Raw genomic sequence first — 21,645 nt, forward strand, 5'->3', positions numbered from 1 at the left:
AAGGTCAAGGTTGGCATCGGTGACAGTGGCGCAGCCGGCGGCAAACAGAAGGGCGAAAGAGAATGAGAGAACTTTGGTTGTCAGAGATTTCATATCAGAATATTTATTTGAGAACATTTTTTATTTAAAGAGAAACTAAATCAGTCTAAAGCTCCGCCGCCGGTTTTCGGCCGGTCAATGATGGGATCCATGTCGTCGCCGTTGGTATTCCAGAAAGATCCTTCGGTAGAGGTAGTTTCAACGGTAGGTTCGGTTGTTTCCGGAAGGTCAAGGTTGGCATCGGTGACAGTGGCGCAGCCGGCGGCAAACAGAAGGGCGAAAGAGAATGAGAGAGCTTTGATTGTCGTAGATTTGAGTGATTTCATAATTTTTGAGAACAAGGTTAAGTATTGAGGTTTTGTGCCGATAAAAAAACTGATGTACCTTTGCAGTGTTGACGGATCAGGATCGTAAATATTAAAATATTTTAAGATCTCGAAAATCAGTGTTCAGCCGCAAGTGGTAATAGTTTGCTAGTTAGTCTGTAATGGCAGACTTAATCATTTAGCGAGTTGCAGATGGAAAGATCAGATTGTCATCAGACCTTATCATGAGAACACAACTTTTTTAACGAAAAAGTACTTTTCAGCCGTCTATGATAATATATAACATTGAAGATGATATCGTGTAACTGAAATACTTTCTAATTACAAGAGCATTTCATCATGGTTTTGTTACAAAATATTTCTTTGATTGAACAAACTTTGTGTTCAATCCTTTGATCAATATTTTAATGTTTTTAATTGAGTATTGGAAATGAAAAATCATTATTTAAAGAATGATTTATAAGATAAATTAATTTCCTGAGTCATAGGGTCTTAGTAAACCATTATAATCTTAACCTGACAGAAATCCCGTGTATCGAGTTGATTATTCAGATTTAGTAGATGCCCTCCGGGACGGAGATGAAGAGACTGCCAATCGTCTCCTCAGTGAAGTGATGCCACGCCTGACCGACTATCTTCAGGTTGTGATGAATGCAACACATCAAGAGGCCGAAGAATGTGCCCATCAGGCATTTGCAGATGTATTTGAGAGAATACGTAAAGGCAAAATTAATGAAAGTAAATATATATTCAGCTACCTGATAACAACCTCCAGAAACCAATATCTGCACTTTAAGAAGACTCAGCATCGGTTCGAGATGGATCCCGATGAAGGGATTCACCAGGCTGAGCCTGCCGATCAGATCAGATCGCTCATTGAAGAAGAGCGGATGTCTATTTTGGAAAGTTGCCTGGAGCAGCTCGATCCGGACGATAGGAAACTTATCACCTATATGCTTGCCAACCCGGATGCTACGACTAAACAAATTAGTAATAAGTTTGGATTGAGCGGCGCAAATGTCAGAACAAAAAAATCAAGATTGACACACCGTCTTCATCATTGCTTTAAGCGAAAAATGTCGAGCTAAAACTCCCGGTGGTAGCTTAGCCCTGTTGGCTGAAGAGACAGGCCGTCTAGTGTATCAAGAAGTTTACTGCTTTGATTTTTGCTGGCCAAGAACATGACCAGGTCAAAGCTAAACAAAAAAGCTCCCTGCAGAATCAGGGATTGACCATATCCTTTTAGCCGCTCACTATCTTTCCTGAGACCTCGCTCCCACAAAAACGCACCAGTAGCCATATATCCAACATCCAGTCCGGCATTGAAGAGAAGTATATTTTCGAATGAGTGATATTCACGGATCGTTTGTTTCAGGTCGAACGATGAGGGATCTTTTTTGGATCCAATATATCCCAGTCCGGCTATCGCAAGGTTTACCCCATTCCATGCGAGATTCATTTGATGGAAGTACCGGGTATTTCCACTCGATTGTGTCATACCAACCGCCCCGGCAGCTATATTCCCTGCAGCCCATCCCCCCAGAATTTTCATCCCATTTCTGTTTAACTGCAATCTATTATCATTGACTTCTTTCAGATTTACCTCCGAAGACTGGGCTTTAATGATTCCAATACTGCCTATAATGATGGATGCCAGAATTGTTGTAAACTTGAACATGTCGTTTGTTTTAAAATGGTCGGTTGCTATGCGTGACTTAAATAAAAGATCTTTTTTTCAGCAATTGGATAAATGTATTCTGCTTCTTTTTCAGACAACATATACAATCCTGTAAATTCTCCAAAAGCAGGGAGTATAAGCTGTTGTTTTTTTTGATAGAAGCAAGGGAGCCTAAGAGATTGTCTTCCTTTAGACCGCAACTTCACTCCGGGGTGAATGTGTCCGGAGAATATGAAGCCTGCTTCCGGTTCAGCTTCTTCGGGTTGATGGTGGATGAAAAGGAAATTTTCTTCTTTATGCTGCTGATAGATGTCAAGATTCGCCGCATTATAAAATGATGAATGCAGCGTGTCGTGATTTCCTGTGATTAACGTTACATTAAGTTGATTGTGACTATTTCGCCACTCTTCGAATTGAAACCATTCCCGGTTTACATCGCTGTGAAAAAGATCACCAAGAATGAGAAGTCTGTCCGGCTGAACCTGGTTTACAAGTGAGTTGAGCCGGCATATATTGGTTTGGTTGATCTGATGAGGAGCCGGAATCCCCGATTTTCTGAAATGCCCTGACTTCCCGAGGTGCAAGTCAGAGACAATTAATGTGCTCTCATCAAGCCAATGAATGGCACGCTCGGGCATCAGTTGAAATGTATGATTTAAAATAGTGATAGTCATGAGTACTGAAATTTAAGAAGCTTCAAGTTGTCGTTGCATCTTTTCAATACGATCCGTTAGCTTTTCTGATGAGAGACGTTCACGCAGCCGGTCAACAAATATGGGAAACGCGAAGGGTGAAAACCGGTCGATCTCTTTTATAATAACAGATTGATTTTGGATTCTCTGCAGTGCAACGCGTAATCTTGCTTCATCAAGCTGGGTGCTCAACACTTCGTCATACGCTTGCTGAATAAGCAGGTGGCCCGGTTCATATTCCATGAACACATCAAAAAAGAGTCCGGATGACATTTGCAGGTGCTTTCCCTTTTTTTGGTTGCCAGGAAATCCCGCAAATACAAGACCGGCAATCTGGCTGATTCCACGAAATCGCCGCCGGGCAAGTTCAGCGTCATTGACACTTCCCATGATGTCGTGAATGAGATTCTCTTCTGAGAAAATATTTTTTTCCAGCGCTTCTGAAATAGGAATATCACGATCGCTTAGGAGTTCAAAGCCATAATCATTCATTGCAATCGAAAATGTGATTGGCGTGATTTTAGAAATTCTATAAGCTATAAGCGCAGACAATCCTTCGTGTACGTATCGCCCCTCAAAGGGGAAAAAGAAGCAATGGCACCCCTCATTAGACCAGGATTTTTCAATCAGGAACTGTTTTTCATCAGGCAGAATAGACCGTGTGCGCTGAATATCGAGAATAGGTTTGATGGTTTCCAGGTCGATGGAGTCCGTTCTGCCTTCATTGGCTTCTCTGAGTTTAAGCCTCAATCTCTCACTCATATTTGAGGATAGCGACATACGTCCGCCCATGTAACTCGGCACTTTACTGCTGGCACCTTTGGCCCGTCTCACGTACACAGTCATGTCTTTTATCTTGACAAGCTCAAGATTTCTGCCCGCGAACCAAAACGTATCACCTGTATTGAGCTGAGATATGAACCACTCTTCTACACGGCCGAGATTACTTCCTTTTAAGTATTTGACCCGCAGCATCGAGTCGCTTGCAATAGTACCGATACTCATTCGGTGGCGGCGGGCAATTTTGCGGTCAAATACGCGCCAGAGACCATCTTCGTCTACCTCAACCTTATTGTATTCATCGTATCGGGTAAGAGATTCTCCACCATTTTGGATGAAGTTCAGAATCCAGTTCCATTCATCCGGCTGTAGCGTTTGATAGGCGAAGGTGTGTTTGAGTTCGTCAAATAAAAGGTCGGGTTTAAAACCTTCGGAAACGGCAAGTGTAATAAGGTACTGAATAAGCACGTCAAACGGTTTAAGGATGGGATCTCTGTTTTCCATCAAATTATCTTCCACCGCATCTTTCAAAGCCGCGGCTTCAATAAGTTCGAGTGCATGTGTTGGCACAAACCAAATGGTACTGTCGGCACCTGGCTGGTGCCCGCTGCGGCCCGCCCGCTGCACAAAACGCGCCACACCTTTCGGGCTGCCAATCTGTATCACAGTATCAACGGGCGAGAAATCCACGCCGAGGTCGAGGCTTGAGGTGCAAACAACTATTTTGATGATGCCGCTATGAAGCGATTCTTCCACCCAGTCGCGAACGTTCCTGTCCAGCGATCCGTGATGAAGCGCCATTGTGCCGGCCAGGTCGGGATTGGCTTCCAAAAGTCGCTGAAACCAGATTTCCGACTGTGCCCTCGTATTGGTGAATATGAGTGTTGAACCACTTTTATCGAGGATGGGCAGTACCTTTGGGATTAATTTAGTGCCAAGATGTCCCGACCATGGGAATGTTTCGATTTCATCAGGCAGGACAGAATGCACATGAATTTTTTTTGATTGCTTTGCTTTAACAATGATCGGTCTCTCTGCGTTAGGGTGAACGCCATGGAGAACATCAGCCGCCTCCTCCAAATTGCCGATTGTAGCCGATACTCCCCAAATTGTGAGATCGGGATTCATCCCTTTAAGCCTTGATATTCCCAGTTCAGTCTGAATACCGCGCTTAGATCCAATCAGTTCGTGCCATTCATCCACAACAACAGATCGGAGGGTTTTAAACCGGTTAGGATACCCTTTTTGAGCGAGCAAAATATGAAGGCTCTCTGGGGTAGTAATTAAAACTTCGGGCATCCGGCGCTTTTGTTTTTGCTTCACAGATGATGACACATCGCCTGTTCGGCGCTGTATTTGCCACGGAATATCCAGGTCATCAACCACATCCTGCATATGCAGTTCCAGGTCTTTAGCAAGGGCGCGCAGTGGTGTGATCCACAGCAACTGAAGCCCATTATTCTCTTTCTGCTGATAAGATTCAGGATTTTGATTGATCCAGTTGATGAGCAAAGGCATGAATAAAGCAAAGGTTTTACCGCTGCCAGTGGGGGCGTTTAACAGTCCTTTTTTGTTTTCAAGGCAGTGCTTCCATACCGTCCGCTGCCACCTGAACGGCCGCCAGTCCCTGTCTTCAAACCACTGCTCAATTGTACGATGTCCGTCTGTCATATAGGGTCTTTCCTTTGCTGATAAGGAACGTGTAATAGCCGTGCTTTCGTTTGCGGTGAATTAAATGCCGGGCTGAAATGATAACTTTTTTCAGAAAAGACTTGAAAATGCCTTGAAAAAGCATCAACATAGAAGCGCTTTTGGTACATTAGTAAAACCTATAAAATTAAACAGATTAACTTCATATGTGGCTGAATATAAAATCCTTCGACGAGTACAAAGAAACTTATCAGCAGAGCGAGTCCGATCGCCTGAAATTCTGGGAGCATGAAGCTGGTACATTTTACTGGAGGAAAAGCTGGGATAAAGTCCATTCCGGCGGGTTTGAAAATGGAGATATTAAATGGTTTGAAGGCGGGAAGCTAAATATTACGGAAAATGCGCTTGATCGCCATTTGAATACTATCGGGAATAAAACAGCTTTTATTTTTGAACCGAATCACCCGGATAGTTTTCGCCGCACCATTACCTATCGTCAGCTTCACGAAGATGTCTGCCGATTTGCAAATGTCCTGGAAAGTAAAGGCGTCGAAAAAGGAGACAGGGTTTGTATCTACATGGCCATGACACCTGAATTGATTATCGCAGCACTTGCATGCGCACGAATTGGGGCGGTTCACTCCATTGTGTTTGCCGGTTTTTCAGCACAAGCTCTGGGAGAGCGTATTAATGATTGTGATGCCAAAATGCTGATTACCAACGACGGGCTACGCAGGGGGGATAAGCACGTGCCGCTTAAAGATATCTCCGATGAAGCACTCAAAAGCTGCCCGAATGTAGAAAGCGTAATTGTCTGCCAGAGAACCAATCGTGATATCGACTGGGTTGACGGCCGTGATGAGTGGTGGCATATGCTGATTCGAAACGCATCAAAAAAACATACGGCCGTTGAAATGGACGCAGAAGATCCTCTCTTTATTTTGTACACCTCAGGGTCTACCGGTAAACCGAAAGGAGTGTTGCACACCTGTGGCGGCTATATGGTCTACACAAGCTACACGTTTCGGAATGTGTTCCAGGTAGAAGAGGAAGACATATATTGGTGTACCGCTGACGCCGGCTGGATTACCGGGCACTCATATATAATGTATGGGCCGTTATTTACAGGCGCAACGGGAATTATTTTTGAAGGTACACCCACTTATCCCGATCCCGGCCGCTTGTGGGAAGTGGTTGAGAAATATGACGTTACCCATTTTTATACAGCTCCAACGGCTATTCGTGCACTCATGAGTTACGACATTGACTATGTGAAAAAATACGACTTGAGTTCTCTGAAGGTGCTTGGAAGCGTTGGCGAGCCTATTAATGAAGAAGCATGGCACTGGTATCATGATAATGTTGGCGGCGGTGAATGCCCCATTGTGGATACCTGGTGGCAGACTGAAACCGGCGGTATTATGATTTCTCCTCTTGCCGGCATCACGCCAACAAAACCTGGATTTGCAACGCTGCCACTACCGGGAGTAAGTCCTGTGTTGATGGATGAAGACGGTAATGAAATCGAAGGCAATGACGTAAACGGCAATCTCTGCATTAAACATCCGTGGCCGGGAATCGCCCGGACGGTCTGGGGCGATCATGAGCGCTACATCAAAACCTATATGAGTGCCTATAAAGGCTACTACTTCACAGGCGATGGCTGCCGCCGCGACGAGGACGGCTACTACAGGATTACCGGCCGGGTGGATGACGTGCTGAATGTATCGGGCCACAGGCTTGGCACTGCAGAAATCGAAAACGCGATTGATGAGCATAAGAAAGTAGTGGAGACTGCTATCGTAGGTTATCCCCACGACGTGAAAGGACAGGGCGTTTATGCATTTATGATCTGTGAAAAACAACCTGATGATCCCGAAGCATTTAAGAAAGAGATCCACGACCTGGTCACAAAGATTATTGGCCCAATCGCCAAACCTGATAAAATTCAGGTGGTATCCGGACTACCCAAAACCCGTTCAGGGAAAATTATGCGCCGTATTCTGCGTAAAATTGCTGCACAGGATCTCGACAATCTGGGAGATACCTCCACACTTCTTGATCCGTCTGTGGTTGATGAGATCAAAGCGGGAAAGGCTTATTGATTTTTATGTCTTCTAAGCATTTCATTAAACCGGCGCTCGGTGCGAGTAGCCGGTTTTCTTTTTTTTTTGCTGGATATATACCAAAACAAAATCAACCATTACGGTTGAAATCGGTTAAATTCATCCGAAACAGTTGAAAATATATAAATTCAACTAAATTGATTGAAAAGTGGTATATTCAACCAAATCAGTTTAACCAGGGCGGATATGAATCAACACATAGTACTCATAGGGGATTTGATTGGATCGAAGGAGCTTAATGACAAAGAAAGAGAACGGTATCAATCTATACTGGTGGAAGAAACAAACCGTATCAATCGGGAGTCATCCTCAGTCGTCTCACCGCTGACAATCACGCTGGGTGACGAATTCCAGGCTGTTTATAAGGATCTGTCGGCGGTGCTGGCAGACAGCTGGTCGATTCTCGCGGCATTGTATCCCGTAGGCGTTCGATTTTCAATTGGGGTTGGACAAATCTATACGGAGATTAACAGCGAACAGGCACTGGGAATGGATGGACCTGCATTTCATGCCGCCCGCGATGGAATGGATCTAATAAAAGAATCAGGCAGGCTTTATAATGTAAGTTTGGGGTCTCCGGCTGATCAACCTGATGCGTCACTGTCGCTTATTTCTTTAGTAAATTATAGTCTGCAATTTCTATCAAACGAAATAAAACAATGGAAGAAGACCCGGCTGCAGATTCTGGTAATGTTGCAAGAAGGTGAATCTGTTAAAAAGATTGCAGAAGAGATTGGTATTTCCGAATCAGCCGTTTACAAGAATAGGGAAGATGGAGATTTGAATCTTGCCCTGGAAATGAAAGAAAGCATTGGCGAAAATATTAATCGAATACTGTAGGATATGATTCTGCTTGCATTTTTTGGAACACTGAACCTGTTCTTACTGTCGCGTCTATGGCTCACGTTCAAGGATGAGGGAGCGGAACTGAAAACCATTATTAAGATGAGCCTGGTTCCGTTACTTTCACTGATTTTTGTTGAAACGGGTATGGTCTGGTTTCTATTACTGGCAATTCTGCTTTTGTCACCGCTGGTTATGTATCTGACTGAAAAAAATAGCGCAAATATCTACAGATCCAGGGGAATAACCCTGCTGCTGCATATTGCGGCACTGGGACTGGTGTTCGGATTTGCAGGGCAGGCCGGTCTTAATGGCAGAGCTGAAGCGTTGGTTCTAGATAATCCGCTTTTTAGTGCCGGAGAAATTTTTGCGGTTCAGATACTTTTATTTGGTGGCCTGCTGGCCATGAACGAGATGAATATCGTGCTAAGATACCTGATGTATGCGCTGAATTTAGCGCCAATTGGTAAAAAGAAATCTCAATCCAACATTAGTGGTCAGCAGTATAATACAGGGCGAGTTATTGGCATGCTTGAGCGAATATTTATCTATTCGTTCGCAATATCAGGGCAGTTCGCCGCAATCGGATTCATTCTTACAGCCAAAGGAGTTGTGCGGTATCATGACTTTGAAGACCGTGCTTTTGCCGAATATGTTCTGATTGGAACGCTGCTCTCGGCTCTGCTGGCGATGGCGGTTGCACTGATGGTGAAGACGTTTATTTGATGTGAAAAATGGTTGCAGAAAACCGTCAAATAAACGAAATCGAAAGAAGCATCCCAACGATAATCAACAAAATACTTAGAGTAAAGAGGGACAGCCGGAACCGTGTTTTTACAATTATGGGATGAAAGAGCAGCCCGTATGTGAAGGTATACTGCTGCAGCCATTCATAGTAATGTTCACGGTGCGCCGCGCCTACAGCCATTGTTACGTGTCCGTGTAGCAGAGTGAGCATGAATGGCAGCGCAAAGATAATAGAGCCGGGTAACGAGATAATTTTTGGTACCATGAAAAATTCACAAATAAAAAAATAAGGCCATGCAAAAATCAGTAAAATGGGTACGGAAAGTGCCCAGTTGATGAAACAGATTCTCAGATAGTTTTTCTCAGTTAACTCAATACTTCCCATGGGAATTTTAATTTAGTGCCGGATTGTACTTTTTAGAGTCCTTGGCGAAACCGTGATTTTGTTAAATTTCACCGTCACGTGACATCGCCCCCCATCAGCCTGCTGGTGGCATTAAACTTTATCAAAATCACTGGTTTTACACATCACTACAACGATAAAACTTTGTTTATAATTATCCCGTTCAAAATTGGGTGCGAATCTCCCAAAGGTCAGGGAAAATTGGGTTGTTTAATGTTTTACGGAGATATGCTGCGCCGTCAGATCCACCGGTTCCTTTCTTTGTACCAATCGTTCGTTCAACCATCTTAACATGCCGGTAACGCCACTCCTGGAGGCCTTCATCGTAATCAACGAGCAGTTCGCATAGCAGGGCTATTTCAGGTTCCTGCTGCATGATATCAACAAGTATCTCCTGATTTTTGGAAGACGGTTCATGGACTAATCCATGCTCGTTCACTCTCTCAGGCGTTTCAATATCGTACCCGTAATTTTGAAGATAGGTGCAGAAACTCTCCCATAGCGTGGCCTCTTTTTCCCGATCAATGAGTTGCTGTTGAAGGTCAGGCTGATCATTGTGGACTTTTATAATGTGGGGTGAACGCATGCCGCAGATAATTTCCATCTCGCGAAACTGCACTGACTGAAATCCGCTGGCCTGTTGCAAAAATCCGCGAAAGCTGTTGAACTCGAGTGGCGTCATGGTTTCAAGGATGTCAATTTGTGATACCATCGTTTTTAAAATAGTGAGTATCCGGCGCATTGTTTTGGCGGCCGCCCATGTATTTGCTTTTTCAAGATCCGGGCGGAGTTTATCGAACTCATGCAGGATCTGTTTGAACCACAATTCATAACTTTGATGTATAATGATAAACAGCATCTCATCGTGCTCAACAGGGTCCGATTGAGGTTCCTGCAGCTCGAGGAGTTTGTCGATGTTGAGGTAGTTTGTATAGGTTAAACTCATGTGGCTGATCGGTTTTTACTTATCATTATGTGAATAAAGTACAAAAGCATTTATCGATTTCTGACTCAAAACTACCGAATATTTCTTTCTTGATTCTGGATTGAGAATGTCTGATCGTGAATGAGAATAAAAACGATTGAATCTGATAAAACAGTATGGGAATTTTAGTTGCTGATAGCGGTGGAACCAAAACGGACTGGGTGCACCTGGAAGAAAATGATATAAATTATTTTTCAGGAGGGGGATTGCATCCGGCTTATATGACCATCGATCAGATAGCAGATGAAATTGAAAGCAGCGTGCCTGTAACGCCTAAACGCATCTTCTTTTATGGTGCCGGCTGTCACGGGCCGGGGCCTGTTGAGAAAATTGAGAAATCAATCCACCATGTATTTCCCGGAGTAAGGGTTATGATAAGCGATGATTTAACTGGAGTCGCACGTGCACATTTACAACAGTCAACGGGATTTATCGCTGCCCTGGGAACAGGATCAATTTGTGGCCGGTATGAATCCGGAGAGATTGTTCAACGTTCAGCCGCAATGGGTTATGCAATTGGCGATGAGGGAAGTGCTGCGGACCTCGGGCGCAAAATTTTGAAAGCATACTTTCGAGATACGCTCGACCCGGAAACTGCAAAATTGACGAGGAAAAGGTTGGAAAACGACTCATACTCAGAGTGGATGGGTCGGATCTATACCAGCAAACGTCCAAACAAAGAGTTGGCAGCAGTTGCAGGGAAAGTGTTTATTGAACCACTTACTAACCAGCTACAGGATATCATAACCTTGGGATTTTTGGAGTTTATTGATTCTCAATTCAGCACGATTTTTACTGATCGAGGCGGTGAAGTGGTCTGTACCGGCACAGTTGCAGTGGCGCACGAGGAACTTCTCAAAAAGGCATTTACCACCCGTGGGTTTGAAAAGATCACTATAAAAGAAAATGTTATTGAAGGGCTGGCGCGATATCATCAACAAGAGAAGCAATAAGATAGTGGCTCTTCATTTATGAGAATTGTTTGTAATTTATACAAACTTAAAAATCTGAAACTAAATACCTCAATAGTGCAGTTAACCGATACCCATTCACATCTATATTTAGATGATTTTAATGAAGATCTTGAACCTGTTCTGAACCGGTCAGTTGAGGCAGACGTGACAAGAATTCTACTGCCGGCAATCGACTGGCAGTCACTTAAAAAAATGGAGAAGCTTCATCATGAGGATATTGATTTTCATAAAATGATGGGAATTCATCCTTGTGAAGTCGTAACATCGCGGCTTAATGAAGAAGAGCGTTTACTAGATGTTTGCAGTTCAGATGATATGGTAGGTGTTGGTGAAACGGGGCTGGATTATTATTGGAGCACCGATTTTGTAGAATTTCAAAAAGAGAGCCTGCGCATGCATTGCAGGGTTGCGAAAGCGGTTCAGAAACCTATTGTACTTCACAACAGGGAGGCAACGAATGATCTGCTTGACATTATTGAACAGGAACAAGATGGCCATTTGACGGGCGTCTGGCACTGTTTTACGGGATCGACGGAGGAGGGGGAGCGGGCACTCGACATGGGGCTCCATCTGGGAATCGGAGGTGTTTCTACATTTAAAAACGCCGGAGTTGATGAAGTAGTTGCCGGGATGCCTCTGGATCGGTTAATATTGGAAACCGATGCCCCATACTTGTCCCCCGAGCCAAAACGCGGAAAACGGAATGAACCATCATTTATGAGATACACAGCTGAAAAGCTGGCGGATTTAAAAGGGATCTCACTTGAGAGGATCGCATCAAAAACGACTGAAACTGCACTTGATTTGTTTAAGCTGAGATAGTGTTGTGTCTTTGATGAAATGTGATTTAGTGTCAAGTCAATTTTCATTTGTCGCATAAAGAACTGAGCATTCCCGGTGACGGTGTTTTTCTGGTCCCGATCCCTCGGTGCTTTGTCGTCCCGACAGCGGTCGGGATGTCAGCGTCAAAAACCAACGCTGTCAGATCCGGTAGGTGCTCACAGGTTGTTTACGACATTACACACTTGACTTGACACGAAAGTAGTATTGTATTAGATGGGTTGAATGCCCAGTCGTATCAATTCCGGAAATTTTGATAGAAGGTGTTCTGCGATTAAGATATTAGAGTATTCGTGCCTGAGAGGAGCTTCCGACCGGAGTAAGCTGAACGATTCTACCCGTTCATTTTCATCGAGCTTCATCAGCTCTCTCATCTTTTGGTCAAACCATCCAATCGGGTGCAATTCCAATAAAATTTCCGTCAGCGAATTGTACTCATTTTTGAGTTCGGGTACATATGGGTCGTCCGTTTGTACATCCGGCGCTTGCAACCTGAAATGATCACAAAATTGACGGATGATCATCTGTGTTGCCCGCCGCTTTGACTGGATGGAATACCCGGCAATATGAGGTGTTGCAAACAGCGATTGGTCGGCAACATCCGGATTAAATACCGGCTCGTTTTCCCAAACGTCGATAACTATTTGATTAAGCTTGTTGTTTGACTTTTGCTGCATTACAACATCTTCGTCAATAACACCCCCACGGGATGAATTAATGAGCAAATGGTAGTTTGTTTCGTGGAACCATGATTCATTGAGGAGATGGCGGGTCGGATGAGATCCGCTGTTCGTCAATGGCGTGTGAAAAGTAAGCATGTTACACTCTTTCAGCTCTTCAAAATAGGAGGACGAAAACTCAGCATCACGCTCTTCTCTTGGCGGATCATAGAGAATATGGGGAATGGAAAAATTTCTAAGCAACCGGGATACTTCCGTGCCGACCGCACCTACTCCCACAATTCCTGCTTTAAGTTCATCGAATGACATCATTTCTCTCTCAAGAAAGATAAGACTGGATGTTAAAACATATTCTGCAACAGTAACCGCGTTACAGCCTTTAGCATCCCCCACGGTAATTTCATTTGATTCCAGATATTCCGAGTCAAGGTGATCGGTGCCGGAGGAACCGGTTGCGACAAATGAAATGTTGCCGGTATTGGGCAGGGTATTCTCATTGATAGGCGTGGTTGTGTTGACAAATAGAGCGTCGTACTCCGGCGCATTTCCGGGCAGATGTTTTGGATCAAATAGATCGACCTCCACAGAGCCTGGCATCATCTCCTTAAAATTATAAAGATATCGATTTGCCAGAATTTTCATGCGTAACAAATTAGTCGGTGAAGAATATGAATAGTATACGCAGATCTGCCGGATTTAAATGAGAACACAGATAACAGATTGCTGCAAATTTCTTAAACAAATGGTAAAAACTTTCTGAGCAAAGATCTACAAAGAATAATTGCACTCAGAACTGATGCCGGCGGTTGAGAAGGCAAAGTTAGAGTCTTATGCGTATGCCTGCAAAGGGTCTGTTCATATTTGTTCCCAATAAATGGTACATTATAAATAAGTTTAAAATTCTAAATGATGTTTAAAATTATGCCAAAACAAACATTCAATCCGGTAACACTGATCCGTAAAAAAAGAGATGGTGGTGTGCTGAATGAAGCTGAGATCAAGAACCTGATAGATGCGTATACAAGTGATGATCTCCCGGATTACCAGATGAGTGCTTTTCTGATGGCATCTTATTTAAATGGATTGAACGATGACGAAGCAGCAGCCCTAACCAAATCGATGCTTCATAGCGGTATAGTGCTCGATTTGAGTGACATTCCCGGAGTAAAAGTGGATAAGCACTCAACCGGCGGTGTTGGTGATAAGCTTTCGCTGATATTGGCGCCCATTGTTGCATCTTGCGGAGTTCCGGTGCCGATGATTTCAGGCCGGGGATTGGGACACACAGGCGGTACACTGGATAAACTGGAATCGATTCCCGGTTTTACTGTGGACATTTCTTTAGACAGATACAAGGAGATTTTAAAAGCTGAAAACATGGTTCTTGCCGGTCAGACCGAGGAGATTGCCCCGGCAGATAAGCGTCTTTATTCTCTGCGTGATGTAACAGCCACGGTCGAATCTATTCCTCTGATTGCAGGCAGCATCATGAGTAAAAAGCTTGCGGAAGGTATCGACGCCTTGGTTTTGGATGTTAAGTTTGGATCTGGAGCATTTATGAAGAATAAAGATGATGCACTCCGTCTTGCTGAAACCTTGGTTGGCATCGGTGAGCAGTTTGGCAAAGAGACCATCGCCTATTTGACAAATATGGAGCAGCCGCTTGGGTTTGCTGTGGGGAACTGGCTTGAGGTGAAAGAGAGCATTGATGGATTGAAAGGCGATGGACCGGATGATGTGATGGAGATTACGCACTTGCTGGCCGGAACGATGATCTATCTCGGGAAAAAAGCGTCAACCGTGGATGAAGGCATTGAAAAAAGTAAAGCTGCTGTGGCGGATGGATCCGCATTTAAAAAGTGGGTAGATATTGTTCGGGCACATGATGGCGATACGGAAGTAATTGAAAATCCGTCCCAGTACCCATCAGCAAGCAGCATTGAGCCGGTCAAGGCAACAAGCAGTGGTTATATTACAGAAATGGATGCGTTTGAGATGGGCATGGTATCACTCGAGCTGGGAGCGGGCCGACGGGCGAAAGAGGACGAAGTGGATCCTGCCGCAGGTTTTCTGCTCCACAAAAAAATTGGGGATTATGTAAATGAAAATGAAACATTAGCCACCCTGCATACGAACAATGAATCGAATATGTCAGATTGTAAAGACAATATGTTAAAGGCTATTACTCTTTCGGATAACCAGCCCGACCATCATAAGCAGATTACTCACAGAGTAGATAAAAATGGAATTCATGATTATAAATCGTAGAATACATTGATATTTTAGACTTGATAACTGCGAATCGTTTTTACAGATTGATTTAATTAAACGACAGAATATCTGCCCGCAAGGGCGCACATAATAAAAACGGGCACAAATAAAACAGTACTATGTTTGACAGATTAATACGAGCAATTCGATCGATGTTTGGGGGTTTTGTAAGCTCCATGGAGAATCCAAAGATGATTCTTGAACAGAACATCAGGGAGCTGAATGACCAGATTCCCCAGATGAATGAAAATATCGCCACTGTAAAGGCTAATGTGGTGATGCTTCGCAAGGAAGTAGACCGGTATGAAAAAGCGATAAATGACATCACATCAAAAATAAAATCAGCAATTAATGCCGATCGGGATGACCTGGCCCAAGGCTATGCGCTTCAGCTTGAAAAGATGCGTGAAAACCTGGAGCACTCTAACGAGCAGTTAAGATTTGCTGAACAAGCTTATGAAAAAGCCCAGAAAGTAAAAAAGGCTTTCATGCGTGAGAAAGACAAGAAAATTAAAGAAGCGCGTGAGGCACTCCGGGCCAGTGAGCGGGCCGAATGGCAGGCGAAAGTTGCCGATACCCTGGAATCGTTTGAAATGGGCGGTCTCGATCAGACACATAATGAAATGCTGAATCGCCTGAACGAAGAGACCGCTAAAAACGAAGCACGTATGGAGATTGCGCTTGATGGTGTTGATACGGAAACGATGGAAATTGAGGCTAATGCTGAAAAACTGAGAGCCCAGGAGCTTGTCAATCAGTTCAAGCAGGAAATGGGCAAAGGTGTGAAAAGTTCAGAAAAAACTATTTCTATTGACGAACAGCAGGATGAAACTACATCTGAAAAAACGATCGGCAAGAAAGATAAAACCAAATCGTAACAGACCATGAGTGACTCAAGTCGTGAAGACCGCGACCGGATGAAGGAGGAGTATAAAGACCACTACCGACGAATCCGGGATGCCAAAGAGAAGCTGAGAAGCTCGAGCTATGCCAAAAAGGCGGGCGATGCCGTGCGCCAAATGAATGCCGATGAACTTCTTAATTCTGTGGATCATTTCCTGGGTAAGCTGAGATATAAGATGGCTTCCATCGAATCTAAACTTGACGTAGCCATGGACGATATCCTGGCGGATGACGAGCAGAAACAGAGCGATCTTGATGAGGAGATGAAGAAAGAAAAAGCTAAAGAAACTCTGAGGCAGATTAAGCAGGAGATGGGCATGCTTTATGACGACCTGGAACAGCAAGCCGAAGAGATGAACGTCAAAAAAACAGTAGGCCCGCAACCGGACATGACATCCGATTCAACACCAGAGACCTGAAATAGTGTATATGGATAAAGACAGCAACATATCAACGATTGATTTTACACGGGAAGCGTTTCTCCATCCCGCAAATCTTGTGTCACTGCTCGTTGCAACGATTATTGCCCTGGTGATGAGTGGCACCGGGTTAATCACAAACTCAATTCTGTCACTCACATTCGGAGCGGAACTTCTCTATCTTGGTATTGTACCCAATCTGAGTTCCTACCGGCAATCCGTTATTCGAAAAAAACAGCGCGAACAAAATGAGGTTAATGGTGATAAAACTCTCTTTCACCAGCTGGATGTAAGATCTCAAAAACGGTTTCTTGTGCTGAAACATATCGCCTCGGAAGTGAAAAGCAATTTTTCCAACTTGCCCTACAGCTCACGCGGAATGCTAAATCATATAGAGAAGAAACTCGATGATCTTTTATCCACATATTTGACGCTGCTCGATATGAACCGCAGGTACCAGATTTATATGAATTCCGAAGTTGAGGATCAGCTGAAGAATGAAGTGGCATCACAGGAAGATCAAATTAGCAAAATTGAATCTGAACAGCTCAAAGCGACAAAAGAACGCCGTGTAAAAATTCTAAGAAAACGGCTCAATAAATTTGACGTAGCCAAGGAAAAATACCTGATTTGTGAGACCCATCTTGAAACCATCGAAGACGCCACCCGATTTATTTACGAGCAGTCGATGACCATGCCGAATGCCGAAGATGTAGACAGTAAACTGGATCATTTACTCGTTGAGATGGAGGAAGCAACTACTATTATTGAAGAGCTGGATCAAAGCTTGCTGCCAGGATTTGATGAGCTGGACCAGGAGCTTGAACTTGCAGAACTTCGGAAGGAAGCAGAGAATTTGAATAAAAAAACGGAACAAAAGGTAAAATAAGAAATTTCAATGGCGCACACCTATCAAACAATAGAGCTTAAAGTAGATGATAACAGCATAGCTCATCTAACCATCAACCGGCCAAAAAAATTAAATGCACTCAACAACCAGGTTCTGGACGAGATAGATCTGGCCATTGACACTATAGAAATGGATAGTGATGTAAAAGCTATCCTTTTAAAAGGTGCGGGAGATAAAGCATTTGTGGCTGGCGCAGATATTTCAGAGCTTGCCGAACTTGATGGCCCCGGCGGAGAAGAAGCATCAAAAAAAGGACAGACCATATTCGACCGTATTGAAAAACTTGACAAGCCCGTTGTTGCCGTTGTGGATGGTTATGCCCTGGGCGGCGGGGCAGAGTTGGCCATGGCTGCACACATTCGGGTGGCCTCTGAGAGTGCTGTGATAGGTCTGCCGGAGGTATCACTGGGTTTAATACCCGGCTATGGCGGTACGCAGCGGCTTCCTGCACTCGTGGGCAAAGCGAAAGCATTTGAAATGATTTTAACTGGGCAGCCGATTAAAGCAGATGAGGCGCTATCATCTGGACTGGTAAATAAAGTGACAGATAACGCCGAAGAAGCAGCTCAATCCATGATTCATACAATACTTAAAAATGGGCCTGTTGCTGTTTTGAAGGCACTTCAGGCAATCAGGGCTGCCGGCTCACCCGTTGGATTTGAAACTGAAGCGACTCTGTTTGGTGAACTTTGTGAAACAGAAGATTTTAAAGAGGGTACAACCGCATTTATGGAAAAACGGAAACCGGATTTTAGCGGAAAATAGGCGGGGTAGTCGTGAACACTTTTGATTTTTTTGGCAGATTCACCGCCAGATGGTTTTGTAAAGTACTCTGCCATTAAAGGTGTCGTCTGAAGCGAAAACAGGTTATATTTAATAAAGCACCCATTTTTTCGGCCCTGCAATTTTACATCAACTAAACCAGCTGTTTGGAATTTACAATTATCTTTTTCACTGTATTAGCAAGCGGATTTTTTTCCGGATCTGAAATCGCTTTTGTGTCGGCGAACCGTCTTAAGCTCGAAATTGAGAGCAGGAAAGGATCTCTGGTCTCGAGATCGCTTGCTTTTTTTAACGAAAAGCCTGAAACATTTCTCACCACAACGCTTGTCGGCAACAACATCATAAACGTGCTCTATGCCACGCTTATGGCCATTTACCTGATTGAGCCGATCCAGTCTGTGTACAGCTCATGGGTAGGTACGATGCCATCGACTGTTGTTATACTATTGATTCAGACCATCGTGGCATCGCTGGTTATTATGATCTTTGGCGAAATTATTCCCAAAGCTATTTTCAGGATTCAGGCAGATTTTATGGTAAAAGTTGTAGCCGTTCCGCTGCGTGTGCTCAACATAATTTTACGTCCGCTGATAGCGATGGCAAATTCTGCTTCGGGTCTGCTGGTCCGTTTGCTGAAAACAGGCAGTGAACGCAGCGACAAGGTATTTCGGCGGCAGGATGTAGAAATGATTCTCAAAGAGTTAAGAGATACCGGCGGCGGGGCAGATATCGATCAGGAAGATTCCCAGATTTTACATAACGTATTGGAGCTCTCAAACAAGCGCGTAAAAGAGACGATGGTGCCCAGGACAGAGATGATAGCGATTGATCAAAATTCGACAATTGATGAGATACAGCGGATATTCATTGCATCCGGATTTTCTAAAGTCCCTGTTTACCAAGATAATATCGACGACATCACCGGTGTTGTATTTGCATACGATCTGTTTCACGAACCTAAAACTATTGCTGATATTATCAGGCCTGTAAAACTGATCCCATCAAGCAAAAAATCGAAAGATCTGCTAGCCGAATTCCGCCAGAGTAACAGCTCAGTTGCTATTGTTATTGATGAGTATGGAGGCACCGCAGGCATGGTTACTATCGAAGATTTGATTGAAGAAGTTGTTGGAGATATTCAGGATGAGTATGATACCGAGGATGAATTTATAAAACGTATAGATGTAAATACGTTTATACTGAGCGGGAACGTTGATCTTGATGAGCTTCACGATAAATATCCCGAGATTGATCTGAAGAACAATGGAGATGAATTTGAAACGGTAGCCGGCTATATCATCAACCATATCGGGCGAATCCCCAAAGTTAACGAGGAGCTTATGATTCACGGCCATAAGTTTATTATCAGTAAGGCCACACCTAACCGGCTTGATACAGTAAAACTCAAGCTCATCGATGTGGAGTGAAGCCGGTGTATATCGAATGGTTGCTCTCAACAAACTCATTTTACGGCTGACAAAAATTTAATTTAAAGAAGCATGATTAATCACTATCCGGATTGGGCGAATAAATTTGCCAAGCTATATCTGAGCCGAACGCTCAACCAATTTGTGATGCACGGAAATGTTCATGATATGGTTCATGTGAAAGGGGATCCTCCCCGGTTCGACCGCCTGAAGACATTCCTGGCTGATGATTTTTTTGGAGCACGAGACCTGGTTCTTTTTTATGATCGAGCTACCGGCATTTACTTTCGCGACCAGGAGACGCAAGCCGATTTCAACAGAGCCCTTTCCGGTCGTGATACTATCGCCGGGACACAGTACAGCAAAAAACTTCCGAAAGATCCTGTTGGCGCATTTTCTGTTCTGGAACAGTATATCCGTTCCCGTCTTAATTCCAATCGAAGTGTTGCACTCATAATTGACCGGGCAGAAACTATTGTGCCCATGAATGATGCAGGAAGTTCAGGGAGTGAAGACAGGAACGCACTGGTTTATCTCTTAAAATGGGCACATGATCCGTTGTTCCTGGCCGGTGATTTTACCACGGTACTTCTGACAGAAAACCTGGCAGACCTAAATAAACGACTGATCCAGCACCCCTACACGTCAGATATTAATGTGCCTCTGCCAAATGAAGAAGAGCGGACAGCTTTTCTGGAGCATCATGACAAGAAGGACCGTGTTGTTTCAGATCTGCCCATCCCAATTATATCCGAAATGACAGCAGGGCTCGGGCTCGTGCATCTGAACAGTATTCTGTCGAACGCGGAGGAACATAACGACCCGATTACCTATGAATCGCTGTCGTCCATCAAGAAAGATATGATTGAAGAGGAGGCATATGGCCTTCTTGAATTTGTGCCAACTACACGTACATTGGATCATGTTGCAGGCCATTCGGCTGTAAAAAAGCATCTTCGCCTGACGGCTGACGCACTAAAATCTGGCCGGCAGGACGTAATCCCGATGGGCTACCTGGTTTGTGGGCCCGTTGGAACGGGGAAAACATTTTTGGTGACTTGTTTTTCAGGAGAAGTGGGTATCCCCATGGTGAAACTGAAAAACTTTAGAAGCCAGTGGCAGGGTGTTACGGAAGGCAATCTTGAAAAAATCCTGGGATTGCTGAAGGCGATGTCGCCGGTTGCGGTAATGATTGACGAAGCGGATGCGTATCTTGGCGACCGTCAGGCATCGGGCGACAGTGGCGTGTCTAGCAGGGTATTTTCTCAGATAGCCACTTTTATGAGTGACACAGAAAATCGCGGAAGAATTGTATGGTTTTTGATGACGGCCCGCCCGGACTTGATGCCTGTTGACCTTAAGCGTCAGGGTAGAGCCGAGGAGCATATCGCGCTGTTTCACCCGGAAACAGAAGAAGAACGGATTGAGCTGTTCGAGGTGATGAAAAAGAAAACCGGCCTTCAAATGGAAGAAGAGTACCTGCCGAAAGCAATTAAAACAGGATCGATCCGGTATTCAGGAGCAGATATGGAAGCGGCTCTCACGCGAGCAAAATTTCATGCAGTAGCTGAGGGTAAGACCGTAGTAACGCGAGATATTTTAGACAGGGTTTTGGATGACTTTATGCCACCTACATATCCCGAAGAAATTGAACTGCAAACATTAACAGCTGTTGTTGAGTGTACCTCAAGGGCGCTGTTACCGGAACGGTTTCGGTCGATGCCGCGCGAGAAAGTATTGAAGCAGGTAGAAAAACTGAAGTCTAATTTGAGAGTTTAATTATTAGTGGTTTAATTCCATTCCACGATACCGTGAATCGGAAAAGATATTAAGTCTGGTTCTACAGGAAAGCTTGTGGGTACCTGTAATAATCCTAAGCACTGTTTCATTATGTGAGATGAGTTATTCATAATCTTAAACCAGTTATTTGATAAAACAAAACATGTTACTGTTACAGATTCTTCATAAAAACGGAAAACCACCGTTTTATTCAGAATGACGATGATTTAGACTGGGTTTGCGGCGGCGTGATGACAATGCGATATTGAAAACGATGAATTCGCTCACGCCGCCCTTATGTTTACTAACGAGCGTGTCATCCTGATCGAGCCATTGTAGTTGATGGCGAAGAGAAGGATCTGCAAAAGCAATGAACATTAATTTTGGGAA

20 protein-coding genes are annotated in these 21,645 nt (G+C 44.1%); 13 read left to right on the top strand and 7 right to left on the bottom strand.

Going from position 1 to position 21,645, the window contains the following annotated elements:
* Window positions 1-140: 140 nt before the first annotated feature.
* Window positions 141-365, bottom strand: a complete 225-nt coding sequence (locus tag AABW11_RS13255) for a hypothetical protein (RefSeq protein ID WP_340105595.1) — start codon at window positions 363-365, stop codon at window positions 141-143.
* A 530-nt stretch (window positions 366-895) separates the two neighbouring features.
* Here AABW11_RS13255 and AABW11_RS13260 point away from each other — a divergent pair.
* Window positions 896-1,453 (top strand): RNA polymerase sigma factor, encoded by a 558-nt coding sequence (locus AABW11_RS13260; protein WP_340105596.1) that lies wholly within the window; start codon window positions 896-898, stop codon window positions 1,451-1,453.
* On the opposite strand, the gene AABW11_RS13265 is transcribed toward AABW11_RS13260, so the two are convergent.
* The 3 genes from AABW11_RS13265 to AABW11_RS13275 are packed head-to-tail and all read right to left on the bottom strand — an operon-like array spanning window position 1,450 to window position 5,186.
* Complete coding sequence (locus tag AABW11_RS13265; protein ID WP_340105597.1) at window positions 1,450-2,043, bottom strand: DUF6992 family protein; 594 nt, start codon at window positions 2,041-2,043, stop codon at window positions 1,450-1,452. The two genes, AABW11_RS13260 and AABW11_RS13265, sit on opposite strands and share 4 nt — an antisense overlap.
* Window positions 2,044-2,069: 26 nt before the next feature.
* Window positions 2,070-2,717, bottom strand: a complete 648-nt coding sequence (pdeM, locus tag AABW11_RS13270; protein WP_340105598.1) for a ligase-associated DNA damage response endonuclease PdeM — start codon at window positions 2,715-2,717, stop codon at window positions 2,070-2,072.
* Between the two features lie 12 nt (window positions 2,718-2,729).
* Window positions 2,730-5,186, bottom strand: coding sequence for a ligase-associated DNA damage response DEXH box helicase (locus AABW11_RS13275; protein WP_340105599.1), 2,457 nt, complete (start codon window positions 5,184-5,186; stop codon window positions 2,730-2,732).
* Window positions 5,187-5,371: 185 nt separating this feature from the next.
* Between AABW11_RS13275 and acs the strand changes: the two genes are divergently transcribed.
* The 3 genes from acs to AABW11_RS13290 all read left to right on the top strand — a co-directional run bounded on the left by acs (window position 5,372) and on the right by AABW11_RS13290 (window position 8,860).
* Window positions 5,372-7,270, top strand: a complete 1,899-nt coding sequence (gene acs / locus AABW11_RS13280) for an acetate--CoA ligase (protein ID WP_340105600.1) — start codon at window positions 5,372-5,374, stop codon at window positions 7,268-7,270.
* A 207-nt stretch (window positions 7,271-7,477) separates the two neighbouring features.
* Window positions 7,478-8,131 carry a SatD family protein gene (locus AABW11_RS13285; RefSeq protein ID WP_340105601.1) on the top strand — a complete coding sequence of 218 codons (654 nt, stop codon included), beginning with the start codon at window positions 7,478-7,480 and terminating at the stop codon, window positions 8,129-8,131.
* Between the two features lie 3 nt (window positions 8,132-8,134).
* Entirely contained in the window at window positions 8,135-8,860 is a 726-nt protein-coding gene (locus AABW11_RS13290; RefSeq protein WP_340105602.1) for a hypothetical protein, read from the top strand.
* Between the two features lie 25 nt (window positions 8,861-8,885).
* Here the strand turns inward: AABW11_RS13290 and AABW11_RS13295 are convergent, their stop codons facing one another.
* Window positions 8,886-9,266: a hypothetical protein gene (locus AABW11_RS13295; RefSeq protein ID WP_340105603.1), complete on the bottom strand. Its 381-nt coding sequence runs from the start codon at window positions 9,264-9,266 to the stop codon at window positions 8,886-8,888.
* Window positions 9,267-9,447: 181 nt separating this feature from the next.
* A complete protein-coding gene (locus tag AABW11_RS13300) occupies window positions 9,448-10,230 on the bottom strand; it encodes a tryptophan 2,3-dioxygenase (RefSeq protein ID WP_340105604.1) in 783 nt (260 codons plus the stop codon).
* A gap of 155 nt (window positions 10,231-10,385) precedes the next feature.
* On the opposite strand from AABW11_RS13300, the gene AABW11_RS13305 reads away from it, so the two are divergent.
* Window positions 10,386-11,222, top strand: coding sequence for a hypothetical protein (locus tag AABW11_RS13305; RefSeq protein ID WP_340105605.1), 837 nt, complete (start codon window positions 10,386-10,388; stop codon window positions 11,220-11,222).
* 75 nt (window positions 11,223-11,297) lie between these two features.
* Window positions 11,298-12,065: a TatD family hydrolase gene (locus AABW11_RS13310; RefSeq protein WP_340105606.1), complete on the top strand. Its 768-nt coding sequence runs from the start codon at window positions 11,298-11,300 to the stop codon at window positions 12,063-12,065.
* A 230-nt stretch (window positions 12,066-12,295) separates the two neighbouring features.
* Here the strand turns inward: AABW11_RS13310 and AABW11_RS13315 are convergent, their stop codons facing one another.
* Window positions 12,296-13,405, bottom strand: coding sequence for an NAD(P)-dependent oxidoreductase (locus AABW11_RS13315; RefSeq protein WP_340105607.1), 1,110 nt, complete (start codon window positions 13,403-13,405; stop codon window positions 12,296-12,298).
* A gap of 279 nt (window positions 13,406-13,684) precedes the next feature.
* Here AABW11_RS13315 and AABW11_RS13320 point away from each other — a divergent pair, with 279 nt between their 5' ends.
* The 7 genes from AABW11_RS13320 (at window position 13,685) to AABW11_RS13350 (ending at window position 21,255) form a co-directional block, all read left to right on the top strand.
* Complete coding sequence (locus tag AABW11_RS13320) at window positions 13,685-15,031, top strand: thymidine phosphorylase (protein ID WP_340105608.1); 1,347 nt, start codon at window positions 13,685-13,687, stop codon at window positions 15,029-15,031.
* A gap of 122 nt (window positions 15,032-15,153) precedes the next feature.
* The gene (locus AABW11_RS13325) at window positions 15,154-15,912 is read left to right on the top strand and encodes a PspA/IM30 family protein (RefSeq protein ID WP_340105609.1); all 759 of its coding nucleotides are present in this window, start codon (window positions 15,154-15,156) and stop codon (window positions 15,910-15,912) included.
* A gap of 6 nt (window positions 15,913-15,918) precedes the next feature.
* Window positions 15,919-16,356 (top strand): hypothetical protein, encoded by a 438-nt coding sequence (locus tag AABW11_RS13330; RefSeq protein ID WP_340105610.1) that lies wholly within the window; start codon window positions 15,919-15,921, stop codon window positions 16,354-16,356.
* 10 nt (window positions 16,357-16,366) lie between these two features.
* Entirely contained in the window at window positions 16,367-17,245 is an 879-nt protein-coding gene (locus tag AABW11_RS13335; RefSeq protein WP_340105611.1) for a hypothetical protein, read from the top strand.
* Window positions 17,246-17,254: 9 nt separating this feature from the next.
* Window positions 17,255-18,031: an enoyl-CoA hydratase/isomerase family protein gene (locus AABW11_RS13340; protein WP_340105612.1), complete on the top strand. Its 777-nt coding sequence runs from the start codon at window positions 17,255-17,257 to the stop codon at window positions 18,029-18,031.
* Between the two features lie 164 nt (window positions 18,032-18,195).
* Entirely contained in the window at window positions 18,196-19,476 is a 1,281-nt protein-coding gene (locus AABW11_RS13345) for a hemolysin family protein (RefSeq protein ID WP_340105613.1), read from the top strand.
* A 72-nt stretch (window positions 19,477-19,548) separates the two neighbouring features.
* The gene (locus AABW11_RS13350) at window positions 19,549-21,255 is read left to right on the top strand and encodes an ATP-binding protein (RefSeq protein WP_340105614.1); all 1,707 of its coding nucleotides are present in this window, start codon (window positions 19,549-19,551) and stop codon (window positions 21,253-21,255) included.
* Window positions 21,256-21,645 lie beyond the last annotated feature (390 nt).

This window comes from Rhodohalobacter sp. 8-1 (genome assembly GCF_038150125.1).
GTDB lineage: Bacteria > Bacteroidota > Rhodothermia > Balneolales > Balneolaceae > SW132.